22 protein-coding genes are annotated in these 26618 nt (G+C 69.2%); 15 read left to right on the forward strand and 7 right to left on the reverse strand.

The window, feature by feature from the left end; genetic code table 11:
* Nucleotides 1-160: 160 nt before the first annotated feature.
* Nucleotides 161-817 carry an NAD(P)-dependent oxidoreductase gene (locus DKM19_RS26125; RefSeq protein WP_110699029.1) on the reverse strand — a complete coding sequence of 219 codons (657 nt, stop codon included), beginning with the start codon at nt 815-817 and terminating at the stop codon, nt 161-163.
* 185 nt (nt 818-1002) lie between these two features.
* Here DKM19_RS26125 and DKM19_RS26130 point away from each other — a divergent pair, with 185 nt between their 5' ends.
* The 4 genes from DKM19_RS26130 (at nt 1003) to DKM19_RS26140 (ending at nt 5755) form a co-directional block, all read left to right on the forward strand.
* Nucleotides 1003-1392, forward strand: coding sequence for a helix-turn-helix domain-containing protein (locus tag DKM19_RS26130; protein WP_110699030.1), 390 nt, complete (start codon nt 1003-1005; stop codon nt 1390-1392).
* Between the two features lie 136 nt (nt 1393-1528).
* Complete coding sequence (locus DKM19_RS53085) at nt 1529-1669, forward strand: hypothetical protein (RefSeq protein ID WP_369986510.1); 141 nt, start codon at nt 1529-1531, stop codon at nt 1667-1669.
* Between the two features lie 391 nt (nt 1670-2060).
* Complete coding sequence (locus DKM19_RS26135; protein WP_110699031.1) at nt 2061-4358, forward strand: catalase; 2298 nt, start codon at nt 2061-2063, stop codon at nt 4356-4358.
* 152 nt (nt 4359-4510) lie between these two features.
* Complete coding sequence (locus tag DKM19_RS26140; protein ID WP_239513594.1) at nt 4511-5755, forward strand: iron-containing redox enzyme family protein; 1245 nt, start codon at nt 4511-4513, stop codon at nt 5753-5755.
* 141 nt (nt 5756-5896) lie between these two features.
* Here DKM19_RS26140 and DKM19_RS26145 read toward each other — a convergent pair whose 3' ends face one another.
* The 3 genes from DKM19_RS26145 to DKM19_RS26155 all read right to left on the reverse strand — a co-directional run bounded on the left by DKM19_RS26145 (nt 5897) and on the right by DKM19_RS26155 (nt 9890).
* A complete protein-coding gene (locus tag DKM19_RS26145) occupies nt 5897-7249 on the reverse strand; it encodes a serine protease (protein WP_110699032.1) in 1353 nt (450 codons plus the stop codon).
* 110 nt (nt 7250-7359) lie between these two features.
* Nucleotides 7360-8772, reverse strand: coding sequence for an LCP family protein (locus DKM19_RS26150; RefSeq protein ID WP_239513595.1), 1413 nt, complete (start codon nt 8770-8772; stop codon nt 7360-7362).
* A 398-nt stretch (nt 8773-9170) separates the two neighbouring features.
* Nucleotides 9171-9890, reverse strand: a complete 720-nt coding sequence (locus DKM19_RS26155; protein WP_204358228.1) for a transglutaminase family protein — start codon at nt 9888-9890, stop codon at nt 9171-9173.
* Between the two features lie 351 nt (nt 9891-10241).
* On the opposite strand from DKM19_RS26155, the gene DKM19_RS26160 reads away from it, so the two are divergent.
* From DKM19_RS26160 to DKM19_RS26180, 4 genes are all read left to right on the forward strand, one after another.
* Nucleotides 10242-13085: a M14 family zinc carboxypeptidase gene (locus tag DKM19_RS26160; RefSeq protein ID WP_204358229.1), complete on the forward strand. Its 2844-nt coding sequence runs from the start codon at nt 10242-10244 to the stop codon at nt 13083-13085.
* A gap of 237 nt (nt 13086-13322) precedes the next feature.
* Nucleotides 13323-14327 (forward strand): YihY/virulence factor BrkB family protein, encoded by a 1005-nt coding sequence (locus DKM19_RS26165; RefSeq protein WP_110699033.1) that lies wholly within the window; start codon nt 13323-13325, stop codon nt 14325-14327.
* Nucleotides 14328-14509: 182 nt separating this feature from the next.
* Nucleotides 14510-15037, forward strand: a complete 528-nt coding sequence (locus DKM19_RS26170; protein ID WP_110699034.1) for a DinB family protein — start codon at nt 14510-14512, stop codon at nt 15035-15037.
* Between the two features lie 306 nt (nt 15038-15343).
* A complete protein-coding gene (locus DKM19_RS26180; RefSeq protein WP_110699035.1) occupies nt 15344-16180 on the forward strand; it encodes a trans-aconitate 2-methyltransferase in 837 nt (278 codons plus the stop codon).
* Nucleotides 16181-16201: 21 nt separating this feature from the next.
* Here DKM19_RS26180 and DKM19_RS26185 read toward each other — a convergent pair whose 3' ends face one another.
* Nucleotides 16202-17293, reverse strand: coding sequence for a cation diffusion facilitator family transporter (locus tag DKM19_RS26185; RefSeq protein WP_239513596.1), 1092 nt, complete (start codon nt 17291-17293; stop codon nt 16202-16204).
* 75 nt (nt 17294-17368) lie between these two features.
* Here DKM19_RS26185 and DKM19_RS26190 point away from each other — a divergent pair, with 75 nt between their 5' ends.
* On the forward strand, nt 17369-17728 hold the full coding sequence (locus DKM19_RS26190) for a metalloregulator ArsR/SmtB family transcription factor (RefSeq protein WP_110699037.1): 360 nt from the start codon (nt 17369-17371) through the stop codon (nt 17726-17728).
* Between the two features lie 247 nt (nt 17729-17975).
* On the opposite strand, the gene DKM19_RS26195 is transcribed toward DKM19_RS26190, so the two are convergent.
* The gene (locus tag DKM19_RS26195) at nt 17976-18629 is read right to left on the reverse strand and encodes a flavin reductase family protein (protein WP_110699038.1); all 654 of its coding nucleotides are present in this window, start codon (nt 18627-18629) and stop codon (nt 17976-17978) included.
* A 149-nt stretch (nt 18630-18778) separates the two neighbouring features.
* Entirely contained in the window at nt 18779-19402 is a 624-nt protein-coding gene (locus DKM19_RS26200; RefSeq protein ID WP_110699039.1) for a TetR/AcrR family transcriptional regulator, read from the reverse strand.
* Nucleotides 19403-19533: 131 nt separating this feature from the next.
* Here DKM19_RS26200 and DKM19_RS26205 point away from each other — a divergent pair, with 131 nt between their 5' ends.
* The 6 genes from DKM19_RS26205 (at nt 19534) to DKM19_RS26230 (ending at nt 26614) form a co-directional block, all read left to right on the forward strand.
* The gene (locus tag DKM19_RS26205; RefSeq protein WP_110699040.1) at nt 19534-20508 is read left to right on the forward strand and encodes an aldo/keto reductase; all 975 of its coding nucleotides are present in this window, start codon (nt 19534-19536) and stop codon (nt 20506-20508) included.
* A 130-nt stretch (nt 20509-20638) separates the two neighbouring features.
* Nucleotides 20639-22072, forward strand: a complete 1434-nt coding sequence (locus DKM19_RS26210; protein ID WP_239513597.1) for a cell wall metabolism sensor histidine kinase WalK — start codon at nt 20639-20641, stop codon at nt 22070-22072.
* A gap of 192 nt (nt 22073-22264) precedes the next feature.
* A complete protein-coding gene (locus DKM19_RS52570) occupies nt 22265-22393 on the forward strand; it encodes a hypothetical protein (protein WP_255415437.1) in 129 nt (42 codons plus the stop codon).
* Between the two features lie 4 nt (nt 22394-22397).
* Nucleotides 22398-23633, forward strand: a complete 1236-nt coding sequence (locus DKM19_RS26220) for an NAD(P)/FAD-dependent oxidoreductase (protein WP_110699042.1) — start codon at nt 22398-22400, stop codon at nt 23631-23633.
* 183 nt (nt 23634-23816) lie between these two features.
* Nucleotides 23817-24278 carry a (2Fe-2S)-binding protein gene (locus tag DKM19_RS26225; protein WP_239513598.1) on the forward strand — a complete coding sequence of 154 codons (462 nt, stop codon included), beginning with the start codon at nt 23817-23819 and terminating at the stop codon, nt 24276-24278.
* Nucleotides 24275-26614 (forward strand): molybdopterin cofactor-binding domain-containing protein, encoded by a 2340-nt coding sequence (locus DKM19_RS26230; protein WP_204358230.1) that lies wholly within the window; start codon nt 24275-24277, stop codon nt 26612-26614. The genes DKM19_RS26225 and DKM19_RS26230 overlap by 4 nt, the downstream gene beginning before the upstream one ends.
* Nucleotides 26615-26618 lie beyond the last annotated feature (4 nt).

A 26618-nucleotide genomic window follows, 5' to 3' on the forward strand; every position in this document is an offset into this window, starting at 1 on the left:
GCCGGATCGTTCGGCTCACCGGGCGGCCGGCTCACACCGGCTGCCGCCACCGCGCGTCGCCCGGGCCGCGGAACCGGTGTGCGAGCGACGGGCCACTCAGGTGAGGGCCGCGGAGCCGGTGTGCGGGCTTCAGGTGGGCAAGAGCGTCTCCGGCGGACGGTCAGTAGCCGACGGTGAAGCGCCGGTTGTGGTGCCTGGGCGTTTCGATCTCGTCGAGCAAGGCGATGGCGTAGTCCTCCCCGCTGATGGAGGAGTCACCCTGCTCATCGGTGATCAGCACGTCCGTGCCGACGCGGTACCGGCCCAGCCGCTTGCCCGGCACGTGCGAGCCGAACCCGATCGGCGGGCTGAGGTAGAACCAGTCGACGTCCGCGGGAGTCCGCCGCAGAACGTCGAGGAACTCCATGTGGAGCGTGACCTCCGGGAGAAACTCCGGCGGGATGGTGGGTTCCTGCTGGACGAACACCTGCTCGCCCCCCTCGGCGCGCAGGAGGCTGCTCGCCCCGCCGACGACGGCGATGCGCACCTTGTTCTGCCGCGCGACGTCGACGAGGGTCGGTACCGTGTCCAGCAGGGACCTCCCGTCGTTCGTCGGACGGCTGCGGATGGCGCTGATCAGCACGTCGGCGTCCACGGTGAGCTCGTGGACGCGCTCCGCGTCGTAGAGCGAGCCGGTGACCGCCCGGACGTTCTCGTGCTCCGGGACCGCGTCCACGTTCCGGGCGACCGCGGTGACCTGGTGTCCGCGACGGACCGCCTCATCCAGGATCCTGCTGCCCGCGTATCCCGTCGCGCCGAAAAGTACCAGCCTGACCATATGGGTCTCCCTGAGGTGTCGAGCGGTGTCAGCGGGCTGTCGCGCCCGCGTCGTGGTGGGGGCGTACGTGTCCCGGGCGGGAACGCCTCGATGGGTGGGGGCGCTCATCGGGCGTTCCAATGGTTACTTCTTGTGTGTAACACCATCATGCGGAAGCATGGAGGAAACCGGAAGGAGGCACTTTGATGTCAGTCACGCACACGGATGTGCCCAAGAGCATCGAGCTGATCGACGACTGCCCGGTCCGCGAGGTGCTCGACAGGGTCGGCGACAAATGGAGCGTGCTGATCGTTGTCCTCCTCGGCCGGCGCACGCACCGCTTCAGCGAGCTGCATCGCGCCATCGAGGGCATCAGCCAGCGCATGCTCACCCTGACGCTGCGCGCGCTGACCCGCGACGGGCTGGTCACCCGCACCGCGTACGCGACCGTGCCTCCCCGGGTCGACTACGAGCTGACCGAGCTCGGCCGGACCCTGCTCGTTCCCCTCACCGTGCTGGACGAGTGGGCCAACACGCACCGCGACCACATCCGGGCCGCCCGCGAGCACCACGACCGCGCCGCCGCTCCCCGGTAAAGGAGCGCCCCTCTCCCCGCGGCACGGGCCCGGCAGGGACGAACATCCTGTTGGGGATCCGCGAGCAGGTCTCCGCAGGGGGCCTGATCCCCTGCGTCCCCGCACCCCGCAGAACCGGTAGCCGTAGTTTCTCGCCGTGCCGTCGATGGTCGTGCTGTCGATCTATCGGCGCCGGCGCTGCTTCCCGGAGTCCAAACCCGTCGGCGCCCCGCACAGGCCCCCCGACGTGGAAGGCGGACCCGGCCGTGGCCTTCGCCTGTTCATCGCCGAACGGTAAAGCGCAAACCTGCTCCGGTTTGATGTTTGCCCACCATGAGGCGGGTAAGGGCCTGGCCGCATCTGGAAAGGAGCGCCGATCGTGGAGTGTGGGAGTTCCAGGCACGGTGCGCCTGGACGAGTAATGCCCACGCGACGGTGACGGATCCGTTGCGGCCCGCACCGGTCGTTGACGACGGCCATGACGTCGTCGGTCACGGTCGGCGCAGGCCTCCCTCACATCCTGTGGACGGCGGCCGCCCAGCCAGGTGCCGAAGCAGAGGGGTCGCGTAGCGCTATTGCTGGTTGCTGGTGGTCTGACCTGCGTCATCAGCACGTCAGCGTGTTGACGGCCCAACTCGATTCTCGATAACGGTGACAGTCTCCTGTCGCCATAGCTCAAGGGGGAAACGATGGAAGAGTCTCACCCGGTGAAGGAAACGGTCGACAAGGTCATCGACACGGTGGCCGGTGCCGTGTCCGGCGGTGGACCGTCCGGCACGGTTCCCGGTCGGCCGGGCAGTGAATCGCCGTCGCTGGATGAGCCGACCGAGCCCCGGGAGCCTCCGGCGCCCAAGCCCGACCAGAGCGGGCCGCAGGCGTTCACCGCCACGGGGCAGGCCGCCGACGTGCCACCGGCGGCGCGGGCACAGGGAGGCGAGTATCTGACGACGGCTCAGGGCCTGCGACTGGTGGACACCGATCATTCGCTCAAGGCCGGTCCCCGGGGACCGGTGCTGCTGCAGGACCATCACCTGCGCGAGAAGATCATGCATTTCGATCACGAGCGCATTCCCGAGCGCGTCGTGCACGCTCGTGGAGCCGCCGCACACGGCGTCTTTCGCGCGTACGGCACGGCCTCGACGGTGACCAAGGCGGCGTTCCTCGCCAAGGACGTCGAAACCCCGATCTTCCTGCGTTTCTCATCGGTGCTGGGGTCGCGGGGTTCGGCCGACACCGTGCGTGACACACGTGGGTTCGCGACGAAGTTCTACACCGGCGAGGGCGTCTTCGACCTGGTGGGCAACAACATACCGGTGTTCTTCATCCAGGACGCGATCAAGTTCCCCGACGTCATCCACGCGGGCAAGCCACACCCGGACCGGGAGATCCCCCAGGCCCAAAGCGCCCACGACACATTCTGGGACTTCGTCTCCCTGCACACCGAGGCCACCCACCACACGTTGTGGAACATGTCCGATCGCGGCATTCCCCGCTCCTATCGGACGATGGAGGGCTTCGGTGTCCACACCTTCCGGTTGGTCGACGCCGCGGGGGCGACGACGCTGGTGAAGTTCCATTGGAAGCCCAAGGCCGGGGTGCATTCGCTGCTGTGGGAGGAGGCCCAGCTGATCAACGGCATGGATCCGGACTTTCACCGGCGTGACCTCGCCGACGCGATCGAGGCCGGTGCCTATCCGCAGTGGGAGCTGGGCATCCAGGTCTTTCCCGACACCCCCGAGCAGACCTTCGAGGGTATCGACCTACTGGATCCGACGAAGATCGTGCCCGAGGAGCTGGCACCGGTCCAGCCGGTCGGCCTGCTCACCCTCAATGCCAACCCGGTCAACTATTTCGCCGAGACCGAGCAGGTCGCCTTCCACCCGGGCCACCTGGTGCCCGGCATCGACGTCACCGACGACCCGCTGCTCGCAGGACGCCTGTTCTCCTATCTGGACACCCAGATCACCCGCCTGGGCGGCCCCAACTTCGCGCAGATCCCGATCAACCGCACGCACGCCCCGGTCAACGACATGCTGCGTGACGGGTTCCACCAGACGGCGGTGCACTCCGGTGTCGCACCCTATAAGCCCAATTCGCTGGACGGCGGTTGCCCCTTCTTCGCCGGGCAGCAGGAGGGCGGATACCGGGAGACGCCCGTGCAGGTGCCCGCGGCAGGGAAGGTGCGTGAGGCCCCGGCGTCGTTCGCCGACCACTTCAGTCAGCCTCGCCAGTTCTGGTTGAGCCTGACCCCGGTGGAACGCGAGCACGTCATCGCCGCATACACCTTCGAGCTCGGCAAGGTCTACGAACAGGCGATCAAGGAGCGTACCCTGAGGGTGCTCGCCGAGATCGACCCCTACCTGTGCGAGCAGGTGGCCCAGGGCCTGGGCCTGCCCGCTCCCAAGTCGGCGGGTCCGCTGCCATCCGTCGAGCCCAGCCCCGCGCTCTCCCAGCTCGGGCGGACCTGGCCCACCACGGGGCGGATCATCGGCATCGTCGCCGACGACAGCAGCGATCTGCAGGCGGTCCGCGCCGTCCGCCAGCAGGTCCTGGACGGCGGCATGGTGCCGCTGGTCATCTCTGCGGCGGGCGGCCTGCTCGGGGCCGACAGCAGTGATCCTGTCACCGTGCAGCGCACATTCGCCACAGCCCGCTCCGTCGAGTTCGACGCCCTGCTGCTGGCCGGCGCGCCCGCACCGGGCAAGGACGCCTACGGCGCCCGGGACGCCAAGGCCGGCAACGGCACGCCCGCCGGAGCGCTCACCGACCCGCGAGTGCTGCTGATGCTCAGCGAGGCGTTCCGCCACGCCAAGCCGCTCGGCGGCTGGGCGAACGCCGAGCAGGCGCTCACCGCCGCGGGGATCGACACGGCGGCACCCGGCGTGCTCGTCGCAGACAGTGGCGAGGCAGCGCTGCAGGAGGTCGTCCGGCTGCTGGGACAGCACCGGGTCTGGGAACGCTTCCCCACCGCGGCCGACATCGTCTGACCGCTGCGCAGCACGGGTCCCGGCCTCCTCTCTGCTGGAGGCCGGGACCCACGGCTTATGGATCCCGGCAAAGGATTCGGGGCCCTCTCCTCTCACGTCGGCGCTCATCGGCCTCGATGTGGAGAAGGCCCCGAGCGGGCTGATCATCGAAGATGAACCACACCGGATCCGGCGAGGAGTACCGGCCGGGGAGCGAAATCCTCGTCGAGAAAACCCAAGCGCGATCATTGCCCCTTCTCGCAATCACCCGTATGGGAGATCACGCTTTTGAGCGTTCTCACCATTCGTCCCATGGGCGGGTTAGCTTCCAGGAGGCGAGGGCAGAGGGGCGCGCGGTACAGGTGTTCGACGAGGGGAAGATCGTGATGCGGCTGCCCATGCCTCGAGGTCCCGTCAGCGGCGCACTCTTCGAAAGGCTGACCCGCCCGCCTCACCGTTTCGATCTGCCGCCGGTGCCCGCCGGAAAATCGTCCCTTGAGAACGAGGATCTCCAACTCGCGCTTTTCGTCTGCTACGAGCTGCATTACCAGGGCTTCGACGAGGTGGACGAGGGGTGGGAATGGGATCCGTCGCTGCTGGCGGCCAGGCAGATACTAGAGCGGCGGCTGGAGGACGATCTCACGCAGGCCGTATCACACCCGTTTCCGGTTCCGTCCGCGCGTCCGCTCCTCACGCTGCCCATGCGCATGCGCCGCACCCTGGTCGACCTGGTGTCCGCCGCCGACGACGGCTCCTGCCTCGCGACCTTCCTGGAAAAGAAGGCCGACCTGGAGCAGTTCCGGGAGTTCGTCACTCATCGGTCGATCTACCACCTGAAAGAGGGCGACCCACACACCTGGGCGATTCCCCGGCTGCGCGGCCGCGCCAAAGCCGCCCTGGTGGAGATCCAGGCCGACGAGTACGGCGGCGGCCGGCTGGAGCGGATGCATTCGGAGCTGTTCCGTGCCACCATGCGCGCACTGGACCTGGACGATTCCTACGGCGCCTACCTCGACCGGGTACCGGCGATCACGCTGGCGCTCTCCAACGTCATGTCGTTGTTCGGCCTCCACCGGCGTCACCGCGGCGCCCTGCTGGGCCATCTGGCGGCATTCGAGATGACCTCCTCGATCCCCAATCGCCGCTACTCCAGGGGGCTGCGGCGGCTGGGCGGGGACGCGGCGGCCCGCCGCTTCTACGACGAGCATGTGCGGGCCGACGCCGTCCACGAGCAGATCGCCGCCCACGACATGTGCGGCGGGTTCGCCGCCTCCCATCCCGCCCTGTCGGGAGACGTGCTGTACGGAGCCGCCTGCGCCCTCGCACTAGACCGGCTCTTCGCCGAGCACGTCCTGCGGCGCTGGACGCACGGGGCCACGTCACTACGCGAGGCGGACCTGATGGTGGGCAGCCGATGACGGACCTCGACCACGTGCCGCCGTCGCGCTGGGACGACGATTCGGCTCCGGAGGCGCTGACCGCCTCCCTGCGCCGGCTCGGCGGCAACGTGCGGATCTTCGTCGTCGACGGCTCACCGGCTACGCTCTTCGACCGGCGACCTAGGCCTTGGCCTTCGGTGTCCTGTCCTTGCCCGCGGTGATGGCCCGCTTCGTGTCGCCGATGTAGGAGGCGACGTAGGGGTGCTGGGGATAGAGCCGCTGCGCCTTACGGAACTTGGGCAGGGCCGCCTTGAACCGCTGGGCGAAGAAGTCGTCGAGCGCGTCGTTGTAGACCAGGGAGGTCTGGGACCGGGACGCGTCGACGCCCGCGGCCGCGAGCCTCTTCTTGATGATGCTCACGGGCAGGATGAAGCTGTGGTTCTCGGCCGACTCCCCCGTCGCCGGATCGACCGATCCCGCGATCAGCGTTCCGATGACCTTGCCCTCCTGGCTGAGCACCGGCCCACCGGAGTTGCCCCGGTACGAGGGCGCCTGGGCCTGGATGTACGGCACGCCCAGAACGGTCGTCCGTTTGGCGTTGTAGGCCCCCTCGGTCAGCGCCGGGTACAGCCTGGACCGCAGGTCGAAGATCTGCGTGCTGATGCTGACCAGTCCCGGAAACCCGTTGATGTAGAGCGTGTCGCCCACCCGCACGTCGACGTCGTCACCCAGCGGCACGGTCGGCAGGTTCTTCGCACCTGCCAGCTTCAGCAGGGCGAAGTCCTCCCCGGGGTAGCTCCGGCCACGGGCGACCAGGGCCACGGGCGTGACCTTGACGCTCCTGTCCATGCCACCGCCGGGCAGGGCGCCGGCGACACCGACGCTCTGCCTGAGCCCGGTCACCCGCATCGTCTCGGTGTTGAAGCGGGTGAACACCGCCGTGGCCAGCCTGACCAGCTCGTCGTCGGGCTGGGCGATTCCCATGATCTGCTTCAGGAAGCCCTTGACGTCCCCGTTGTTGATCTTGGGAAGGGCCTGGGCGGCGAAGGTCTTTCTCAGCTCGGCCTTGGTCGCCCCGACGCAGTGCGCGGCGGTCACCATGTGCCCCTGCGGCGTCACCCACCATCCGGTACACAGCCCGAGGCTGCTCACCTTGACGGTCCTGGCCGGCCCGGCCGGCGCGAAATAGCGGCCGACGTTCGACCGGGCCGTCCGCAGCACCCATTTCACCTGGCTCTGGTGGTCGGACGGGATACGCCCGGCCTTCGCGTGCTGCCTCGCCTTGGCGAACAGCGCGGTGAACGACGTCCTCGCGCTCGCGGTGGGTACGGTCACCCTCGCCGCGTACTCCGTCTGGACCAGCTGGACCGCGGGATCGGTCTGCGCCGCCAGCCGCGTGCCGATCGCCACCCCGTGCGGGGCCTGCTGCCGCAGCCCGGGCGGGGCCTCTGCCAGCGCGCTTCCCTGCGTGATCGTGACCCCCGCCAGAACCACCCCTGCCGCCGCCAGCGCCCGCCGCGTTGATCTGTTCATGGGTTCCACCCCCTGTAGCGTGTGCGGGGAGTGTCCGACGGTCCGCTTTATCGTGACTTGCCAGGCGCTATCACGATCTATGAAAGGCGCCGACAAACTCGGCGGGGACGCTACCGGCAGGGATTGGTGTTGCTGTCGACGACCTGATCCTTCAGTGAGACAGGAATCTTGTTGAGGACCCGGACCCCCGGCCAGTCGGTGCCGATGACCAGCTGGATGATCGGGCCGGTGGGGGCCTCGGCGACCGGCTTGGCCGGCACGTACGCCTCCACGCTCAGCGGCTTCATCTTGCCGGCGACCGGGACGCGCTTGTCGCCGGAGAGCCTGGCGGCCACCACGTCTCCGTAGGCGGTGCCCTCGGCGTCGTTCTTGGCGTAGCGCAGTGTGGTGACGGGCACGTTCCCGGTCGCCGGGCGGGCGCCACCGACGTGGGTCACCACGAACCCCTGCTCCGCCAGCCCGTCGGCCGCCTCTTTGGCCCTGCCGTCGGTGTCGGTGCCGTTGAAGACCTGGACCCGGACCTGCTCGTTCTTGACGGCCGGTTTGGCGGGGGCGTTGGGGGCGGCGGTGGGGAGCACCTCGGTGTCGCTGCGGATCGCCTCGAACAACCGGTCCGCGTCGGGCTGTCGCCACTCGATCTGCGCGGGCCTGGGCTCATAGGGCTTCCAGGGCACGGTGACCGACTCCAGCCCCTTCTCGGTCAGGGATTTCGCGCTCCTCGCGATCTCGCCGAGCCGGGCGATGCTGAGCTCGCTGTCCATCGTCACCGAGGCCGTGGCGGCCGTGAGGAAGTTGCCCAGCTTGCCGAGATCGGTGAGCAGGGAGGTGCTGGTGGCCTTTTTCATCACCTGGGTGAGGAAGACCTGCTGGCGCTTGATCCGGTCGGTGTCGCTGCCGTCGCCGAGCGCGTAGCGGGCGCGGACGTAGGCGAGGGCGGTCTCGCCCATCACGGTCTGCTCGCCCTTCTTCAGGTCGAGCTTGGCCTTCTTGTCGAACACATCCTTGGGCAGGCAGATGTCGATGCCGCCGAGGGCGTCCACGATGCCCTTGAAGCCGGAGAAGTCAACCTTGACGAAGTGGTTGATGCGGATCTGGGTGAGCGACTCGATCGTCGCCCACGTGCAGGCGATACCGCCCTCGTTGAAGGCCGCGTTGATCTGCTTCAGGCCGGCGGGAACCATCACGCCGGTCTTGGGGTGCTTGCAGGCGGGCACCTGGACCATCGAGTCGCGGGGAAAGCTGAGCAGGGTCGCCTTGTCGCGGTTCGGGGAGAGGTGGAGCAGGATGATCGTGTCGGTCCGCTCGCCCAGCGTCGTCTGGCCGTACTTCTTGTTCTCCGCGCTCTCCCGGCTGTCGGAGCCGACGACGAGCACGTTGAGCGCTCCGGTCTCGGGCGGACGGTCCGGGCCGAGCTCGATCTTCTCGCGCCCGATGCCGCTGTCGAGATCGTGGTAGATCTTGTAACCGCCCAGAGTGACGGTGACCATGACGCCGGTCAGCGCGATACCGATCCACGCGCCCACGCTCAGCCGGTTCTTCGTACGACCCTGATCGGGGGACGGATCGCCGCCCGGCGCGCCGTCCTCCGGAGGCGGTCCGCCGTCATCGGCAACGCGCCGGGCCCGGCGACCCTTTGCCGCGGCCCGGCGGCCTTCTGCTTCTGGCCGGTGGTCACTCATGCGGTCCCCTAGCTTCGCGGTGACGTCCGGCACTGCTCCAGCCTGCTCATCACGCCCGAAGGGTCAAGAGATTCGCACCGGAAGCTGTGATGACACGAATTCGCTCGAGACCGTCCCTGCCATCGCCATGATCATACTCAAATAACGATATTTCCTGGAACGTTATAGAAATTAGGTTTATTTGCGACCAAAGCGGAGGAGTTTTTCCGCAACGTCGCTACGGTGCCGGGCCCGGCAGCGGGTCATGCGGATCGGCGGCTCATGAGCGGGTTCGCGACGGTCCGGGCCGGTCGGCACAGGGTCTGACCATGCGCCTCGAACAGTTCGTCGCGGGAGTCGAAGTAGCCCAGGTCGGCCAGCACCTGGGCCGACAGATCGCACGATGAGCAGGTCACGCCGTCCCAGTCGACCGCGGTGCGGGCGATCGCGTCGAAGAGGGTCTCTCCACCGGCGTTGGTGAACCCCTCCCCCGTCTGCAACGCCGCCAGATCACCGTAGAGCCCGGAGGCGGAGATCCACCGTCCGTCAAGGTGGAACTCCGGCCAGGCGAGCACCACCCGGCGAGGGATCAGCGCGTGCATCCGGGGGAAGCGGGGATACCAGAACCGGCCGTCCACCAGCAGACCCCTGACCCTGGTCTCGATCCCGCAGGCGCGTGCCACGGCTTCCAGCACCGCCATCCGCTGGCTGCACGAGCCCCGGCCCAGCGCGAGCGTCACGGAGACCGGCTGCCGGTCGTCCATCCCGTAGACCGGACGGACCCGCGCGGCGACAAGGCGATGGGCCGCGATCAGCAGGTCCCGCTCATCAGCGATGCCGGCGGTTCGGATCTCGGCGATCAGGTCCAGCACTCGAAGGTCTTCCCAGTCGAGGATCGGCGTGGCCTCTCGACCGCCATCGACCGCCTCGCGGCGCGAGACGGTCAGGGGACGTCGCCATGGTTCCAGAAGCCGTGAGGTCACCCCTTGATTATGTCTGCTTGATCACAAGTTAGGCCTGATTGGTCACGATTTCGGGGAGTTCGAGAAAGGTCGAGACACCACGACCCCCTGCCGGCCAGCACGAGAGAGAAGAGGCTTCGTGCCAGGTCCCCGGCATCGTCTCCGCCTTTCACGCGACACCGTCCCCGGTTCCCAAATGGGCTATTACGCGGAAAAACAGGATAGTTCAGACGCTTAGGGCGATCTTGACCACTTTATTGCGATTTTATACCATCCGCATCGTCTACCTCTGGCGCCACAGTGGCGTCGTTTCCAAGGGTGGTCCCACTCCGGGCAAGGGGTGGGCCGCCCATGCCCCCTTGAGGAGTCGACATGCCGCCCAGCACAGCGAGGCGCGGAAAACCTTCCTACAGGAAGGTGGCAGGGGCCGCGGTCGTCGCACTGACCGCGCTCATGTTGCCGTTGAGCCAGGCCGCGAACGCGGATCGGGACAACCACTCGCACCCGGATCGTGACCACACGCAATGTAGCTCCGACCTGAACGCCCACCTTGGTTCCGTACCGAGCCCCGAGAAGTTCTTCGGTTTCCCCCTCGGCAAGGGCCAGCCCCGAGTGGTCACCTCCGACGAGATCCGCAAGTACGTCGACGCCGTGGGGCGCGCGTCCGACCGCGTGATCACCGGCACGATGGCGCACAGCGTCTCCGGCCAGGCGCTGCCCTACGCCATCGTGTCCGACAAGCAGAACGTGACGCCGGGCCAGCTGAAGAAGATCGCTGAGCAGATTCAGTCGCTGCGTGACCCGCGGTCGCTGCGGGCGGACAAGGCCGCGCGCATCGCCAAGGACACCCCTGCCATCGTGTGGGTGGCGGGCAACGTCCACGGCGGCGAGACGAGCGGCGCCGACGCCTCGCTCAAGACCCTGTACGAGCTGGCCGGCGGACTGTCCTGCGACGTTGAGAAGCGCAACGACAACACCGTCACGGTCATCGTGCCGACCCAGAACCCCGACGGCCGCAACGCGAACCGCCGGCAGAACGACTACGGCTTCGACCTCAACCGCGACTGGTTCGCCCGCACCCAGCCGGAGACCGACGGCAAGCTCGAGATGCTGCGGAACTACCCGCCGCAGATCTTCGTCGACGCGCACGAGATGGGCGGGCAGCAGTACTTCTTCCCGCCGAACGCCGACCCGATCCACCACGAGATCGCCGACCAGCCGGTGGACTGGATCAACCGCATCGGTGAGGCCAACAAGGCGGCCTTCGGCTTCAACGGCGCCTGCACCGACCTGGTCACCGTGGAGTGCTACTTCAACTACGCGCGATACGACCTCTTCTACATGGGGTACGGCGACACGGTGCCGGCCACCGGGTTCGGCGCGGCCGGCATGACCTTCGAGAAGGGCAGCGCCTCGTCGGTCGAGGACCGCGTGCAGCAGCAGTTCAACACGCAGTGGGCGACCACCGGCTGGGCGGCCGACAACAAGAACGAGATCCTGAACGGCTACTACAAGATCTGGCAGACCGCGCTCGCCGAGGGTGCCTCGGGCGCGCTTGAGCCCAACGAGGTCGTGCAGCCGACCAACACCGTCCAGTTCCCGGTTCCCGACGTCAAGATCCGCTCGTACTTCCTGATGCCCGACCGCCAGATCGGCGACGTCCGCAAGCTGGTCGAGAGACTGCGCGGCATGGACGTCGAGGTCTACGAGGTCAAGAAGGCGCTCACGGTTCCCAACGCCCAGATCTTCGGCGGCCGTAGCGCCAAGAACCTCAGGGTTCCCGAGGGTGCCTACTGGATCCCGATGGACCAGCCGCAGAAGCACTGGATCCAGGCGCTGATCGGGGAGAACCCCTACGCCCCCTTCCCGTACTTCTACGACGTCTCCTCGTGGAGCAACCCGCTGCTGATGGGCATCAACACCATCTACACCGGTGACAAGCTCTCGCCGAAGACCGACCGGGTGAAGAGCCTCGAAGGCGGCATCGACTCGTCGGCCTCGTCGAGGGGCTCGTACTCCTACCCGCTGGACTCGGCCGCCGCGTCGGAGCTCACGTTCAAGCTTCTCAGCTCGGGTGTGCCGCTCTCGCGTGACCTCAAGACCGGCGTGATCAGCCTGTCCGCCCGCGCGGTGAAGCAGAACGACCTGGACAAGCTCGCCGGATCGCTCGGCGTCACCGTCAAGGGCAGCTCCAGGTCGGCCTCCGGCACCGCGCTTCGCCTGCCCGACACCGGCCTGTTCGCCGGCACCGGCATCTCGACGACCTCCGGGTCGCACGGCGAGGCACGCTACGTGCTCGGCAGCCAGTGGGGTCTCGACCTCAAGCCGGTGACGACCGCCGACATCAACGGCAACACCCCGGCGTTCACCGAGCGCACCGCGCTGATCGTCCCGGACGGCAGCAGCTCGAACGGTGGCCTGGACGCGCAGGGCCTGGCGAACCTCAAGGCCTGGGTGTCCGCGGGCGGCACGTACGTCGGACTGCGGAACGAGGGCACCCGCGTCGCGCGCGCCGCGGGTCTGACCTCCACCACGGAGAAGCCCAAGCCGACCGGCTACCAGGTCGTCGGCTCGCACTTCCGGGTGGACGTGGCCAATGAGAACCCGGTGGGAATCGGCCGTCCGGCTGAGGACTTCCAGTTCAACAACGGCGACCCGATCCTGAACCCGACCCAGACGGGTACGAACATCCTCACCTACCCGTCGGACGACACCTTCTGGGCCAACGGCTACACCGTGAAGTCCGACGCCCTCATGGGCACGACGGCGCTGGTCGACGAGCCGACCGGTGCGGGTCACGCCGTGCTCTTCGCCTACAACCCGCTGTTCCGCGCCTACAACGACAACGGCCTTCACCTGGTCGCGAACGCGCTGCTCTACCCGGAGACGGCGACCGCCTCGGCGCAGCAGCGGACGGTGGCGCCGCCGACCGACGTGGACGCTCTCCGTACCGCGGCGCAGAAGGTCGAGGAGCCGGCCAACATCGGCGGCGAATGGCGTCCCATCACCATCCAGGTCGCCGACGCCGACCAGGCGCGGACCGAGGCCATCGTCCGGAAGTACACCGACACGGCGACCTCGGCCAAGGCCGACGGTTCGACCTACATCACCATTCCCAACCCCGAGGGCCTGGCGGCGGACGAGCACCCGTTCCTCCGCGAGCTGATCCAGTCACTGGAGAGCACCGGCGTCCCGCTGCGTTCGGTCGTGGGCTGATCACCCTCCTCCTTTAGCGGCAGATGAGTTCCGGCCGGGTCATCACCCGGCCGGAACTTTCTCGTTGGGGCCGCAGGAGATGAGACCCAGGACCGGGAAGCGTCGACCCGGCCGTCATCCCAACCCGAACGAGCAAGCTCGGCCGCGTCGCCGCCAAGCGCGTGACCCGAGAAGGGCATGCGAGTGGCCTGACGGGGTAGCGACGGCGAAGTCGAGGCACGGCCTGGGAGGGCGTCGATGAGCGATCAGCCGTCGAGAACCGGAGCCCGCCCGCCTGCGGGATCGGGCGACGCCGTCGCCGAGAGGGCGCCCGACCGCCCGACCGAGCTGTCCAGACGGTCGTGGTGGGGTGTGCTCAAGCGCACCGTGAGGGAGTTCCAGGAGGACAACCTCACCGACTGGGCCGCCTCGCTGACCTACTACGCCGTACTGTCGATCTTCCCGGCGCTGCTGGCCGTGGTCTCCCTTCTGGGACTGTTCGGCCAGTCGGCCACCAAACCCCTCACGGACAACCTCAGCGCCCTGGCTCCCGGCCCCGCTCAGCAGATCATCGACACGGTGCTCAGCGCCCTGCAGAGCAGCCAGCGCGCCGCCGGAATCGCGACCGTCATCGGCGTCGCCGTCGCCCTGTGGTCGGCGTCGAGCTACGTGGCGGCGTTCATGCGAGCGGCCAACGTCATGTACGAGATGCCGGAGGGCCGCCCGATCTGGAAGACCCTCCCGCTCCGGCTGGCGATCACCACCATCCTGGTGATCCTGATGGCCGCCGGCGCGGTCGCGGTCGTGTTCACCGGCGGCCTGGCCGACCAGGCCGGAAAACTCCTCGGCATCGGCCAGACGGCGCTCACCGTCTGGAGCATCGCCAAGTGGCCCGTCCTGGTGGTCATGGTGACGCTGGTCCTGGCCCTGCTCTACTGGGCCGCCCCCAACGTCGCGCACCCCGGCTTCCGCTGGATCACCCCCGGCAGCATCCTGGCGGTGGCGACCTGGATCATCGCCTCCGCGGGCTTCGGCTTCTACGTCGCCAACTTCGGTTCGTACAGCAAGACCTATGCCGCCATGGCGGGTGTCATCGTCTTCCTGATCTGGCTCTGGATCACCAACGTCGCCGTCCTGCTCGGCGTGGAGTTCGACGCCGAACTCGCCCGCGGCCGTGCCATCGAAGCCGGACACCCTCCCACCGAGGAGCCGTACGTCGAACCCCGAGACACCACCAAGATCGACAAGGGCGATCCGTCCTGAGACCGGGACCGCGACATGCGGCCATGACGCCGGACGGTTACCGTCCACCAGTGGACCTCCGATCCCGGCGTCGATCCCGCAGGTGGCTCCGTAGCCGAGTAGCGCCGGACCATTGGATGACGACCCGGCCCATCCCGGATAATCGTTTTCCAGGTGGAGCGACGGCCTGCCAGGATCAGCCGATGCACGTATCCCGATGCGAGCTGCTGCGCTGGCAGTTCGACCTGACCTGGTCCCTGTTCGACTACCACCTGGAGCGACTGGAGCCCGAGGACTTCCTGTGGGAGCCCGCGTCCCACTGCTGGACCGTACGTCCCGACGTCGACGGGACATGGGTGCCGGACTGGGCGGAGATCGAACCCGATCCCATCCCGGTTCCCACGATCGGCTGGGTGAGCTGGCATATCGGCTGGTGGTGGAGCGTGACCATCGATCATGCTCAGGGACGGACCCCGCGAGAGAGGGCCGAGATCACGTGGCCGGGTGACGGAAGGACCGCCGTCGCGTGGTTGCGCGACCTCCGTACGCACTGGCTGGCGGTGCTGGATCGCCTCACCGACGCCGACCTGGACGCCACCGCCCCGTTCCCCTGGCCGAAGGACTCCGAGCACACCGTCGCCCACATGGTCGCCTGGGTGAATTCCGAGCTGATGAAAAACGCCGCGGAAATCGGCCAACTCCGGCTGCTGCGTGCCGCGTCCTCGGTGTGAGCGGTTCACTGAGACATCACCCGGTGAGCGCGAGTTGATACTCGATGGTCCGATGGATGGGCCGGTAGCCGAGCTCGTCGTTGATCGCACGCATCCACGTGTTGCCGTCGGCGGTGTCGGCCGGGCTCGGGACGGCGCTGCCGCGCCGGCCGGATCGCCTCGTACTTCATCCAGCGCCCGGGGACATCAGCCGGCTCAGCGGGCTTTCCGCAACGGGTTGCCGTCCGGCGCCGGGCATGTCGCGCCGGCGTGGGCGGCCGGAGAAAACTCCTGACCGAGCGCTGAGGCAGTCGATAGCCTGCGGTCATGACAGGGAGTGATCGTGAGCGGTTACGCGCGTCCTTCACCGAGGACGCCGAGCTGTACGACCAGGCGCGTCCGGGTTATCCGCCGGAGCTGTTCGACGACCTGGCTGAGCTGACCGGGATCGGACCGGGCTGCCGGGTGCTGGAGGTCGGCCCCGGGACGGGGCAGGCCACCGTGCCGCTGGCCGAGCGCGGCTGCCACATCGTCGCGGTGGAACTGGGGGCGGAGATGGCGGCGCTGGCCCGCCGCAACCTGGCCCGCTTCCCGTCGGTCCAGGTCGTGACCGCGGCGTTCGAGGACTGGCCGCCGCCGGCCGAACCGTTCGACGTGGTGGTCTCCGCGACCGCGTTCCACTGGATCGATCCGGCCGTGCGCATGGTGAGAGCGGCGGATTCCCTGCGCGCCGGGGGCGCGCTGGCCACGATCGCCACGCACCACATCAAGGGAGGGAGCACTGACTTCTTCGCCGAGGCGCAGACCTGCTACGAACGCTTCGACCCGGCGACGCCCCCGGACCTGCGTCTCCAGCCCGCGGCTGAGATCCCCTACGACGACGGCGACGAACCGGAGCCGTCGGGCCCGTTCGGACCGCCGGTCTTCCGCCGGCACGAATGGGAGCAGACATATTCGACCGCCGAATACCTGAACCTGCTGCGCACCTACTCGAACCACCGGACGCTCGAACCGGTTTCCCTGGTCGGCCTGCTGGACTGCCTCACGCGCCTGATCAACGACCGCCACGGCGGGCAGATCACCAAGCGCTACCTGTCCGAGTTGCGCGTGGCGCGTCGAGGTCCTGCCCACGACCTGCCGGACGCGCTCAACCGGAGGGGATGATCCGCACAGCGAACTCTCCAACTATCGGTGGACGGTCAGAAGGGTGTGGTGGTCGGTGCCGTCGGAACCGTCCGGGTCGGCGTGTACGGTGGCCGCGCTCAGGCGAGGCAGATTGTGGATCAGCTCGTGCTCGGCCCGCACCGCCACGGCGTGCGCCTGGACCAGCGACAGGTCGTGGTCCACCACGATGTCCACCTCGGCGCGGAGCGCGTGACCGATCCAGCGGAGCCGTACCGACCCCACGTGCCGGACGCCCGGTGTCGAGGTGAGGATCCGTTCGGCCTGGTCGACCAGGGCGGGGTCGACGGCGTCCATCAGCCGGTGGTAGATCTCCCGGGCCGCGTCCCGCAGCACGAAGCAGATCGCGACGGTGATCAGCAGGCCGACGATCGGGTCGGCGATCGGCCATCCCAGCGCCGCGCCGCCCGCGCTGAGCAGTACGGCCAGGGAGGTGAAGCCGTCGGTGCGGGCGTGTAGCCCGTCGGCGACCAGCGCGGCCGAGCCGATCTGGCGGCCGACCCTGATCCGGTAGCGGGCCACCCACTCGTTGCCGAGGAAACCGGCCACTCCGGCGGCGGCGACCCAGCCGAGCGCCTGCACGTCCTGGGGGTTGATCAGGCGCTTGATCGCCTCGTATCCGGCGAACGCGGCCGAGGCCGCGATGACGGCCACGATGATGATCCCCGCCAGGTCCTCGGCTCTGCCGTAGCCGTAGGTGAAGCGCCGGGTGGCCATCCGCCGCCCCAGGGAGAACGCGATCGCCAGCGGCACCGCCGTCAGGGCGTCGGCGAAGTTGTGCAACGTGTCGCCCAGCAGCGCCACCGAGCCGGAGAACGCCACGATCACCGCCTGGATGAGCGCGGTGGCCGTGAGTACGACGAAGGAGATGGCCAGCACGCGCATGCCGCGACTGCTGGATTCCAGGGCCGTGTCGGTCTTGTCGGCGCTGTCATGGCTGTGCGGCGTGAGGGCGTGACCGGCTCGCGTCATCAATCGCCCGAACCGGCCGCCTCCGATCGGCTCTCCGTGCCCGTGCCCATGGCCGTGCCCGTGCCCGTGCCCGTGGTCGTGCCCGTGGTCGTGGTCGTGGTCGTCGTGTCCATGAGGGGACAAAGAACCGGCATCCTGCTGGTCGGACATCGCTACCCCACTTGCGATCGGTGGCCTTTGCCCGGAGTATATGTAGTCATGTATGCACGCGACAACGAATCAGGTGCCAACCTGTTGCAGGAGCAACCCACTGGTGCCCAGGTGGAGGCCGCCGTCGAGGCCTTCCGGATGCTCAGCGACGCCACCCGGCTGCGCCTGATGTGGCTGCTGGCCTCCGGCGAGTACGACGTGGGTTCGCTCGCCGAGGCCATCGCCGTCGCACGCCCCTCGGTCTCCCAACACCTGGCCAAACTCCGTCTCGCCGGTCTGGTCCATGCCCGGAGGGACGGCCGCCGCGTGCTGTACCGCGCTCGCGACTCCCACGTGCGCAACCTCATCGGTGAGGCGCTCTTTCACGCCGATCACGAGGTCTCCGGCATCCCCCGTCACGAGGACTGAGATGGTTCCGGCCGGGACCGTTCGCGACAATGACTGGACAGGCCTTTTCAGGCTGAGGGTGTGGATGAAGGGAATCGTCGTGATCGACTACAGGACCGCCCAGCAGGCCTGGTCCCGGACCGGCGCACCCCGGTAGATCGTCGGTGAGCCGTTTCAGATAACGGACCCGTCAGGATGTCCTGCCGCGTTCGAGGCGGAAGAGGGCGTGGGCGGCCCTGACGACCGTACCGACCCGCGGCGGAGGGGTTCATCGGCCCGGCCTTGGCGTCTGGGAGCGGAAGCTCTGGCCGAGCTCGGGGCCGAGCCCGAAATAGTGGCGGAAATTGTAGATCAGCGGGCTCCACAGGGCCGGGTCGACGTGCTGGGTGCCGGGCACGACAATGCGCGGGTCGGCGTGGACCTTGAGCACGTGGGCTTCCACGATGAGGAAATCGTCGGAGGCGTCGGGCTGGACCCGTACGGCGCGGGCCTCCATCTGGATCGGGCATTCGGCGACCCGGGGCGGGCGAACCAGATCGGAAGGCTCAGGTCGCAGGCCGGCGGCCCCGAACTTGTCCGGCTCGAAGCGGAACGCGCCCTGCTTGTGCGCCGGGACCGGGTCGCGCCCCGTCAGCGGGGCGAGGCGTTCCACCGCCGGCCACTGCCGCGGCTGCGGCAGGTTGATCACCAGGTCGGGCCGGGCGGTCAGGTTCTGCCCGGTCCGGCCTTCGGCCCCCAGTCCCAGGACGACCACCTGCCCGAGCGCCCAGGCGGAGGACATCGGGGCGAGGTTGAACGAGCCGTCCTCGTTCTCGGTCGACAGCAGCACGACCGGTGTCCCGAAGTACAGAATGCTCGGCGTGATGGTCATGTGGTCGGCCGATATGTCAGTGGTGGTGCCACAGCGTGTCGCGATGTTCATGGGCTCGACCGTACGAGCGGATTACTTCGACGGCCGACGAAAGATCATGGGTCTTAGACCGATTTTCGAGGGGCCGGCCCCGGGAGCGCTGCGGAGATTTCCTTCGGCGCCGGAATTCGATCTTCAGCCGCCCTTGATCCGCCTTTCCATCACCGGCGCAGGCGCAGGAGATGGCCGGTGATGTGGTCGCGGGCGGCGGTGGCGGCGCGGGCGGCGAGGCTGTCGGTGTCCCGGGGCGGGCGGGCGCCTCTCGGGAGCAGGGTGGCGTAGCCGTGCGTGGTGGACAGGTGAACGTAGACGAAGTCCGCGGTGTCGGCCCAGGAGGTGTCGTCGGGCAGGACGGCCGAGGCCAGGGCCATGAGGGTGTCCATGAAGCGGCGGCTCTGCTCCTGGACGGTCTGGTGGTGGGGGCCGGTGAAGTCGTGGACGTAGACGAGGTCGATGCCGGCGCGGTGGTCCAGGACGTAGCGGGTGTAGGCGCCCGCGGTGGCGGCGAGCCGGTCGACCGGGTCTGGCCCCGCCTCCTCCGCCGCCCGGGCGAAGACGTCGGTGATGGCGGCGATGACGGCGGCCGCGCAGGCGGCCAGCAGCGCCTCACGATCGGGAAAGTGGCGGTAGGGCGCGGCCGACGACACACCCGCGCGGGCGGCGACCTTGGCCACGGAGAAACCCTCGACGCCCGTCTCCGCCAGGAGCGCGATGCCTTCGCGGATCAACTCGGCACGCAGGTCGCCGTGGTGGTAGCCGCGTCGCGGTGTCGTGGGGCTGCTCACGACGGACGATTCTCCCCGATGTTAGAGTATTCTTACTTAATGTAAGAGAACTCTAACATCAATGAAAGCGTAGGTCGGAGCCCGTTTCATTGACGAGGGCGGGCCCCGGCCGCGGAGAAAGAGGAAGCATCATGCAGCAGCGGGACCTCGGGCGGCAGGGCCTGACGGCGTCGGCGCTGGGATACGGCGCGATGGGAATCTCCCTGGCATACGGCCCCTCGGACAAGAAGGAGGGGGCCGCGACGATCCGCCGGGCCCACGAGCTGGGTGTGACGTTCTTCGACACGGCCGAGCTGTACGGGCAGGGCGAGAACGAGCGGATCGTCGGGGCCGCGCTCGCACCGGTCCGGGACGAGGTCGTCATCGCCACCAAATTCGGGTTCGACCTGACCGGCACCCGGCAGAGCGGTGTCGACAGCCGCCCCGAGCACATCCGCGAGGTCGTCGACAACAGCCTGCGCTACCTCGGCGTCGACGTCATCGACGTGCTCTACCAGCACCGCGTCGACCCCGACGTGCCGATCGAGGACGTGGCCGGGACGGTCAAGGAGTTCATCGACGCCGGCAAGGTCCGCTACTTCGGCCTGAGCGAGGCGGGCGAGAACACCATCCGCCGCGCGCACGCCGTCCAGCCCGTCTCGGTCCTGCAGACCGAGTACTCCCTGTTCGAGCGCGAGGCCGAGATCCTCTTCCCCGCCCTGCGCGAACTCGGGATCGGGTTCGTCCCCTACTCGCCGCTCGGCCGGGGCTTCCTCACCGGCCAGGCCAAGCCCGGCGCCGAATACGACTCCACCGACATGCGCCGCCGGGACGCCCGCTTCCAGCCCGGCAACTACGAGAAGAACCTTGAGGCCACCCACCGGCTCGCCGAGCTGGGCGTCGTCAAGGGCGCCACCGTCGCCCAGCTCGCCCTGGCCTGGCTTCTCGCCCAGGGAGACGACATCGTCCCCATCCCCGGCACCCGCAGTTCCCAGCGACTGGAGGAGAACGTCGCCGCCACCGGCCTCACCCTCGACGACGCCGACCTGAAGCTCATCGCCGAGATCCTCCCGTCCGGCGGCTTCGGCGCCCGCTACGCCGAGGCGCATCTCCCCACCTGGGACTGATCCACCACGACAACCGCGCCACCGGCCCGGGCGGCGAAAGGCGGAGGACAACCCCGCCCGAGGCCAATGCTCCCCCCCTTCGCAGCGTCATGTGACCCATGTGGTCCACTGGCCAAGGGGGGGTCGGAGGATGAACGCGAGACGCCGAATCTCGATTACAACCCGTATCACTCTGTTCACCGGAGTGGTGGCGGCCCTGTTGTGCGCGCTGATGGCCACGGTGCTCATGGTCGCCATCCACCGCTTCGCCACGGCGTCCCTCACCGAGGAGATCGTCGCGGACGGCGGCCGCATAGCCATCCAGGTGGAGCGGGGCCGGGTGGACTACCCGCTTGCGCGGCGCCAGTCCCGCAGGCTCCAAATCGTCGACGCACAGGGCCGGGTCATCGCCTCGACCCAGATACTTCAGGGCAAGCCGCCCATGGCGACGTTCACCCCCGGTGACGAGAAAGTCGCCACCTCCATCGTGTGCGGCGGGGTCTTTCCCGCCCACGAATGCAACATCGTGGCCGCGCAGCGGGCCCACCGGCCGGACGGGGAGTGGATCGTCTACAGCGCCTCCCCGGTAATTCCTTTCTGGATCGATCCGTGGCTGGCCTCGGTGATATGCGGGGGCGCGCTGGCGCTCGCCGTGGCCATCACCTACCTCGGCCGCCGGATCGCCACCGCCTCTCTCAGGCCGGTGACCGCCATCCGGGCGGAACTCGACGAGATCAACGCGACCTCCCTGGGCCGCCGGGTGCCCGTACCGTCCAGCGATGACGAGATCCACGATCTGGCCGAGAGCGTCAACCACACGCTGGGCCGCCTGGAGGCCGCGGTGGAACAGCAGCGCCAGTTCGCCTCGGACGCCTCCCACGACCTGCGCAGCCCCATCGCCGCCATGCGCGCCGAGGTGGAGAACGCCCTGCAGGCACCCCGGGAAACCAGTGTGACCCAGGTGGGACACGCCATCCTGGGCAGCCTGGAGCGGCTCCAGGCGATCGTGCAGGACCTGCTGACCATCGCCCGGCTGGACGCGGGAAGTCCGGGCGCCCGCGACCCGATCGACCTGGCCGAGCTCGTCACCGCGGAGTGCCGGATGCGCCACCACATCGCCAAGGGGTACGAATGCCTGCTCGAACCCGGCCTCGTGGTGATCGGCGACCGGTTGCGGCTGGGTCGTCTCCTCACCAACCTCCTCGACAACGCCGAACGGCACGCCGACAGCATGATCACTATCAGCGTGCGGCGCGCGCCGGGCGACGAGTACGACGGTCAGCGCTTCCCGCACGGTATGGCGGTGCTGGAGGTGATCGACGACGGACAGGGCATCGACCCGGACAAGCGTGAACTGGTGTTCCAGCGCTTCGCCCGGCTGGACGCCTCCCGCAACAGGGACGCCGGGGGCACCGGGCTGGGCCTGCCGATCGCCCGGCAGATCGCCGAGACCAGCGGCGGCACCCTCCAGATCGAGGACAGCCCCCGCGGCGCGCGTTTTGTCCTCCGGCTCCCGCTTCACGTACCCGACCCCGTCTCCGCCCCGGCCCTGCAGCCGGACGGAATGGACGGTTCCCGCCAGTGAACGGAACGGATGATTCCGCCGTCGACGCGGATGTGCCGCGGTCGGCGTTCAACCCGCGGGCCGTGGAGATCACCCGCGCCTCAATCGAGCGGCACGTCGGCCGGCATCGGACGGACCTCCTGCCCGATGCGGGGCGGATGAGTGCCACGAACCGCTCCTGTCCCTCATTGCGGGCGCTGGATGATGCGTAAGGTGATCGGCACCACCGCGCTCGCCGGAGCCGATCCCACCCTGCTCGCCGGCCGGATCGAAGCCCTGTTCCGGCTGCTCATCGAACCGGACACCGACCACGAGGCACCCACGAACCCGACAGGAGCATGACGTCATGTCCGCACCCGCTACATTCGTGATCGCAGGCGGCGGCCTCGCCGCGGCCAAAACCGCCGAGGCCCTGCGCGAGCAGGGCTTCGACGGCCGGATCCTGCTGATCGGCGACGAGTCCCACCTGCCGTACGAGCGCCCGCCGCTGTCCAAGGACTACCTGCAGGGAAAGTCCGGACGAGAGAAGTTCATCGTCCACGACGGCGCCTGGTATCGCGATCATGACATCGAACTGCGCTCCGGCACCGCGGTGACCGGCATCGACCGGGGCGGCCATCAGGTCACCCTGTCCGACGGCGAGCGAATCGGCTACGACAAGCTGCTGCTGGCCACCGGTGCCACGCCCCGCCGCCTGACCATCCCGGGTGCGGACCTGGACGGCGTGCTGTACCTGCGTACCGTGCAGGACAGCGAGCGCATCCGCGACACCCTGGCCACCGCGTCCCGGGTCGCGATCATCGGAGCGGGCTGGATCGGCCTGGAGGTCGCCGCCGCGGCCCGGGCCGCCGATGTGCGGGTGAGCGTCCTGGAGGTCGAGCGGCAGCCGCTGCTGCGCGTGCTCGGCTCCCAGATCGCCTCCGTCTTCGCCGACCTGCACCGCGCCCACGACGTGGACCTGCGGCTGGGCGTGCAGGTCTCCGAGATCACGGGCGAGCACGGGAAGGTGCGAGGGGTACGGCTGGCGGACGGCACCCACCTCGAGGTTGACGCGGTCATCGTCGGCATCGGCGCGGCCCCCAACACCGATCTCGCCGTCGCCGCCGGGCTGGAGGTCGAGGACGGCGTACGGGTCGACGCCGGCCTGCGCACCTCGGATCCCGACATCTTCGCCGCCGGTGACGTCGCCAGCGCCTACCATCCGCTGCTGGGCGCCCACATCCGGGTCGAGCACTGGGCCAACGCCCTCAACCAGCCCGCCGTCGCCGCCCGCGCCATGCTCGGGCAGGAGGCCGCCTACGACAGGCTGCCCTACTTCTACACCGACCAGTACGACCTCGGCATGGAGTACACCGGCTACATTCCGCCCGACCACAACAACGACGTCGTCGTCCGGGGCGATCTCGGCTCCCGCCACTTCATCGCGTTCTGGCTCGACGACGGCAAGGTGGCGGCCGGCATGAACGTCAACGTCTGGGATGTCACGGACCAGATCAAGGCCCTGATCGGCTCGGGCGGCACCGTCGACCGCGACAAGCTCGCCGATCCCGACGTCCCGCTGCACGAGGCGGTCATCGGCTGACGCCCTCCGGCTCCCGCGCCCGTCCCGGGGAACGACCACGGCCCCGCGGGTTCGTCTACCGTGAGGAGATGCGGCAATCGAGTGGTGTTCGCAGGCCCCTTGACGGGTGGCGTCCTTCCGCGACATCGTTAGCAATCGTTTGCATAAATGTGCCAAGGCGCTTGAAGAGGGGTCCGGGACGACGTGACGCATGAGATGACCGTCAACGGGGTCAAGCGTTCGGTCGGCGCCGACGCGGAGACGAGCCTTCTCCATGTCCTCCGGGAGGATCTCGGCCTGAAGGGGCCGCGATTCGGGTGCGGTGCCGGGCTGTGCGGCGCGTGCTTCGTGCTGCTCGACGGGTATCCGACGCCGTCCTGCGACACCCCGCTCTGGGCGGCCGAGGGCAAGGACGTCGTCACCGTCGAGGGCCTCGGCGATCTCGACTCCCCCCACCCGCTGCAGCAGGCCTTCCTCGACGAGCAGGCCGGCCAGTGCGGATACTGCCTGTCGGGAATTCTGATCAGCGCCGCCGCGCTCCTCACCCGCAACCCCGCGCCGGACGAGCTGGAGGTGGCCGAGGCGCTGGACCGCAACCTCTGCCGCTGCGGCGCCCAGCGGCGCATGATCCGTGCCGTGATGCGGGCCGCGAAGGAGCTCCGATGACGTCCATGTCCGCCAGACCGGCCGTGACGGACCACGGCGCCCACGGCGCGGGGAACAACGCGGCCGGCCGTCATCCTGAGCCGTCAGGGGCCGCCGTCTCCCTGCCACGAGGCGTCACGGCGAACCCCCGGGTGTCGCAGTGGCTCGCGATCCACGGCGACGGGACCGTCCACGTGTTCAGCGGCAAGGCCGAGCTCGGGCAGGGCATCCTGACCGCCCTGGGCCAGATCGCGGCCGACGAGCTCGGTGTCGCACCGCATCGCGTCCTGGTCCTGGCGGCCACGACCGCCTCCGGGCCGGATCAGGGCTTCACCGCCGGAAGCATGTCGGTCGCCGACGCCGAGGCGCTGCGCATGGCGTGCGCCGAGGCCCGCGCCCTGTTTCTCCGGGAGGCCGCGGCGAGACTCGGGGTCGACGCGGACGAGATGGTCGTGGCGGACGGCGTCCTGCGGGACCGCGACGGCACCTGCAAAACCTCCTACTGGGACCTGGCGGCGCGCGTCGACCTCGACCGGGAGATCCTGGGCCTCGCGTCACCGAGGCCCGTGGCCGGACGCGCCGTGGTGGGCACGAGCGCAGCCCGCGTCGACCTGCCGGACAAGATGACCGGGCGGCCGCGCTTCATCCACGATCTCTCCCTGCCCGGCCGGCTCGCCGGCCGTGTCGTACGGCCGCCGTCTCCGGCCGCGCGACTGCTCGGGGCCGACCTCGCGCCCGTGGAGCGGCTGCCCGGGGTCGTCGCGGTCGTCCGGGACGGAGACTTCCTGGGGGTCGTGGCCGAGACGGAGACCGGGGCGGAGAGGGCGGCCGTCGCGCTGCGCCAGGCCTGCCGGTGGCGGGAGGAGGAGTCCCTGCCCCCGGAGGAGTCGATGCAGGCGGTGCTGCGCGGCGCGGAGACCGAGACGACCGTGGTCCGTGACGACGGTGCCGGGCCCGGGCCGGCCGCGACGCGCGGGAGCGGCGCCGAATCCGCGGCGGCCACGGCACCCGCCGGCACCACCGACACCGGAGACCCTGGCGACATCACCGACATCACTGACGCCGACAGCGACGGCGAGGCCCCGGTGGCGACCACCTCGATGGCGGCGACCTACACGCGCGGTTTCCTCGCCCACGCCTCCATCGCACCGAGCTGCGGCGCCGCGCTCTGGGACGAGGACGGGCTCACCGTCTGGTCGCACAGCCAGGGCGTCCACCCGCTGCGCCGCGCCATCGCCCAGGCGGCGGGCGTCGACATCGCCACCGTGACCGTTCACCATGTCGAGGGTGCCGGCGCCTACGGGCACAACGGCGCCGACGACGCCGCCTACGACGCCGTGCTCCTCGCCCGGGCGGTCCCCGGCAGGCCGGTGCACGTGGTGTGGAGCCGGGCGGACGAGCTGACCTGGAGTCCCCTGGGGTCCGCGATGGTCGCGGACGTCGCCGCGGGCCTGGCCCCTGACGGGCGGCTCCTGTCGTGGTCCTACGACGTGTGGAGCTACGGGCACACGGCACGTCCGGGGTACGCGGGATCCCCGGGGCTACTCGCCGCGGCGCACACCGAGCGGCCCCACCTTCTGCCCCCGTCCGCCGACCCGGCGCTCGCGGGCGGCGGCGGCACCGGGCGCAACGCCGTTCCCCTCTACGTGATCCCGCGCCGCTCCATCAGGGCGCATCGCGCCCTGACGACGCCGATCCGCACGTCCGCGCTGCGGACCCTGGGCGCCTACCTCAACGTCTTCGCGATCGAGTCCTTCATCGACGAGATCGCCGCCGCGGCCGGACGCGACGCGCTCGAATACCGTCTGGCGCACCTCACCGATCCGCGAGCGCGGGAGGTCGTGGAGCGGGCCGCCCGGGCCGCCGGCTGGCCGGGACAATCCACGGAGGACGGCGTCGCCCTCGGGATCGGCTTCGCGAGATACAAGGACAGGGGCGCGTACTGCGCGGTGGTCGCCGAGGTGGAGGCGGTGCACGACATCCGCGTGCGCCGCCTCACGATCGCCGTCGACGTCGGCCGCGTGGTCAACCCCGACGGCGTCGCGAACCAGATCGAGGGCGGGGCCGTGCAGTCCACGAGCTGGACCCTCAAGGAGCAGGTACGGTTCGACCGCACGCGGATCACCAGCGACGACTGGGAGAGCTACCCCATCCTCAGGTTCACCGAGGTGCCGGAGGTCGTGGTCGAGGTGATCGACCGGCCGGACGAGCCGTCGGTGGGCTCCGGCGAGGCGGCGCAGGGCCCCACCGCGGCCGCCATCGGCAACGCGGTGGCCGCCGCCGTCGGCGTGCGGGTCCGGGATCTGCCGATCACCGCCGAGCGCATCGTCGCCGCCATGGACGACTGGCGGGAATAGTTCT

Source organism: Streptosporangium sp. 'caverna' (assembly GCF_003203775.1).
In the GTDB taxonomy this organism is placed as follows: Bacteria; Actinomycetota; Actinomycetes; order Streptosporangiales; family Streptosporangiaceae; genus Streptosporangium; species Streptosporangium subroseum.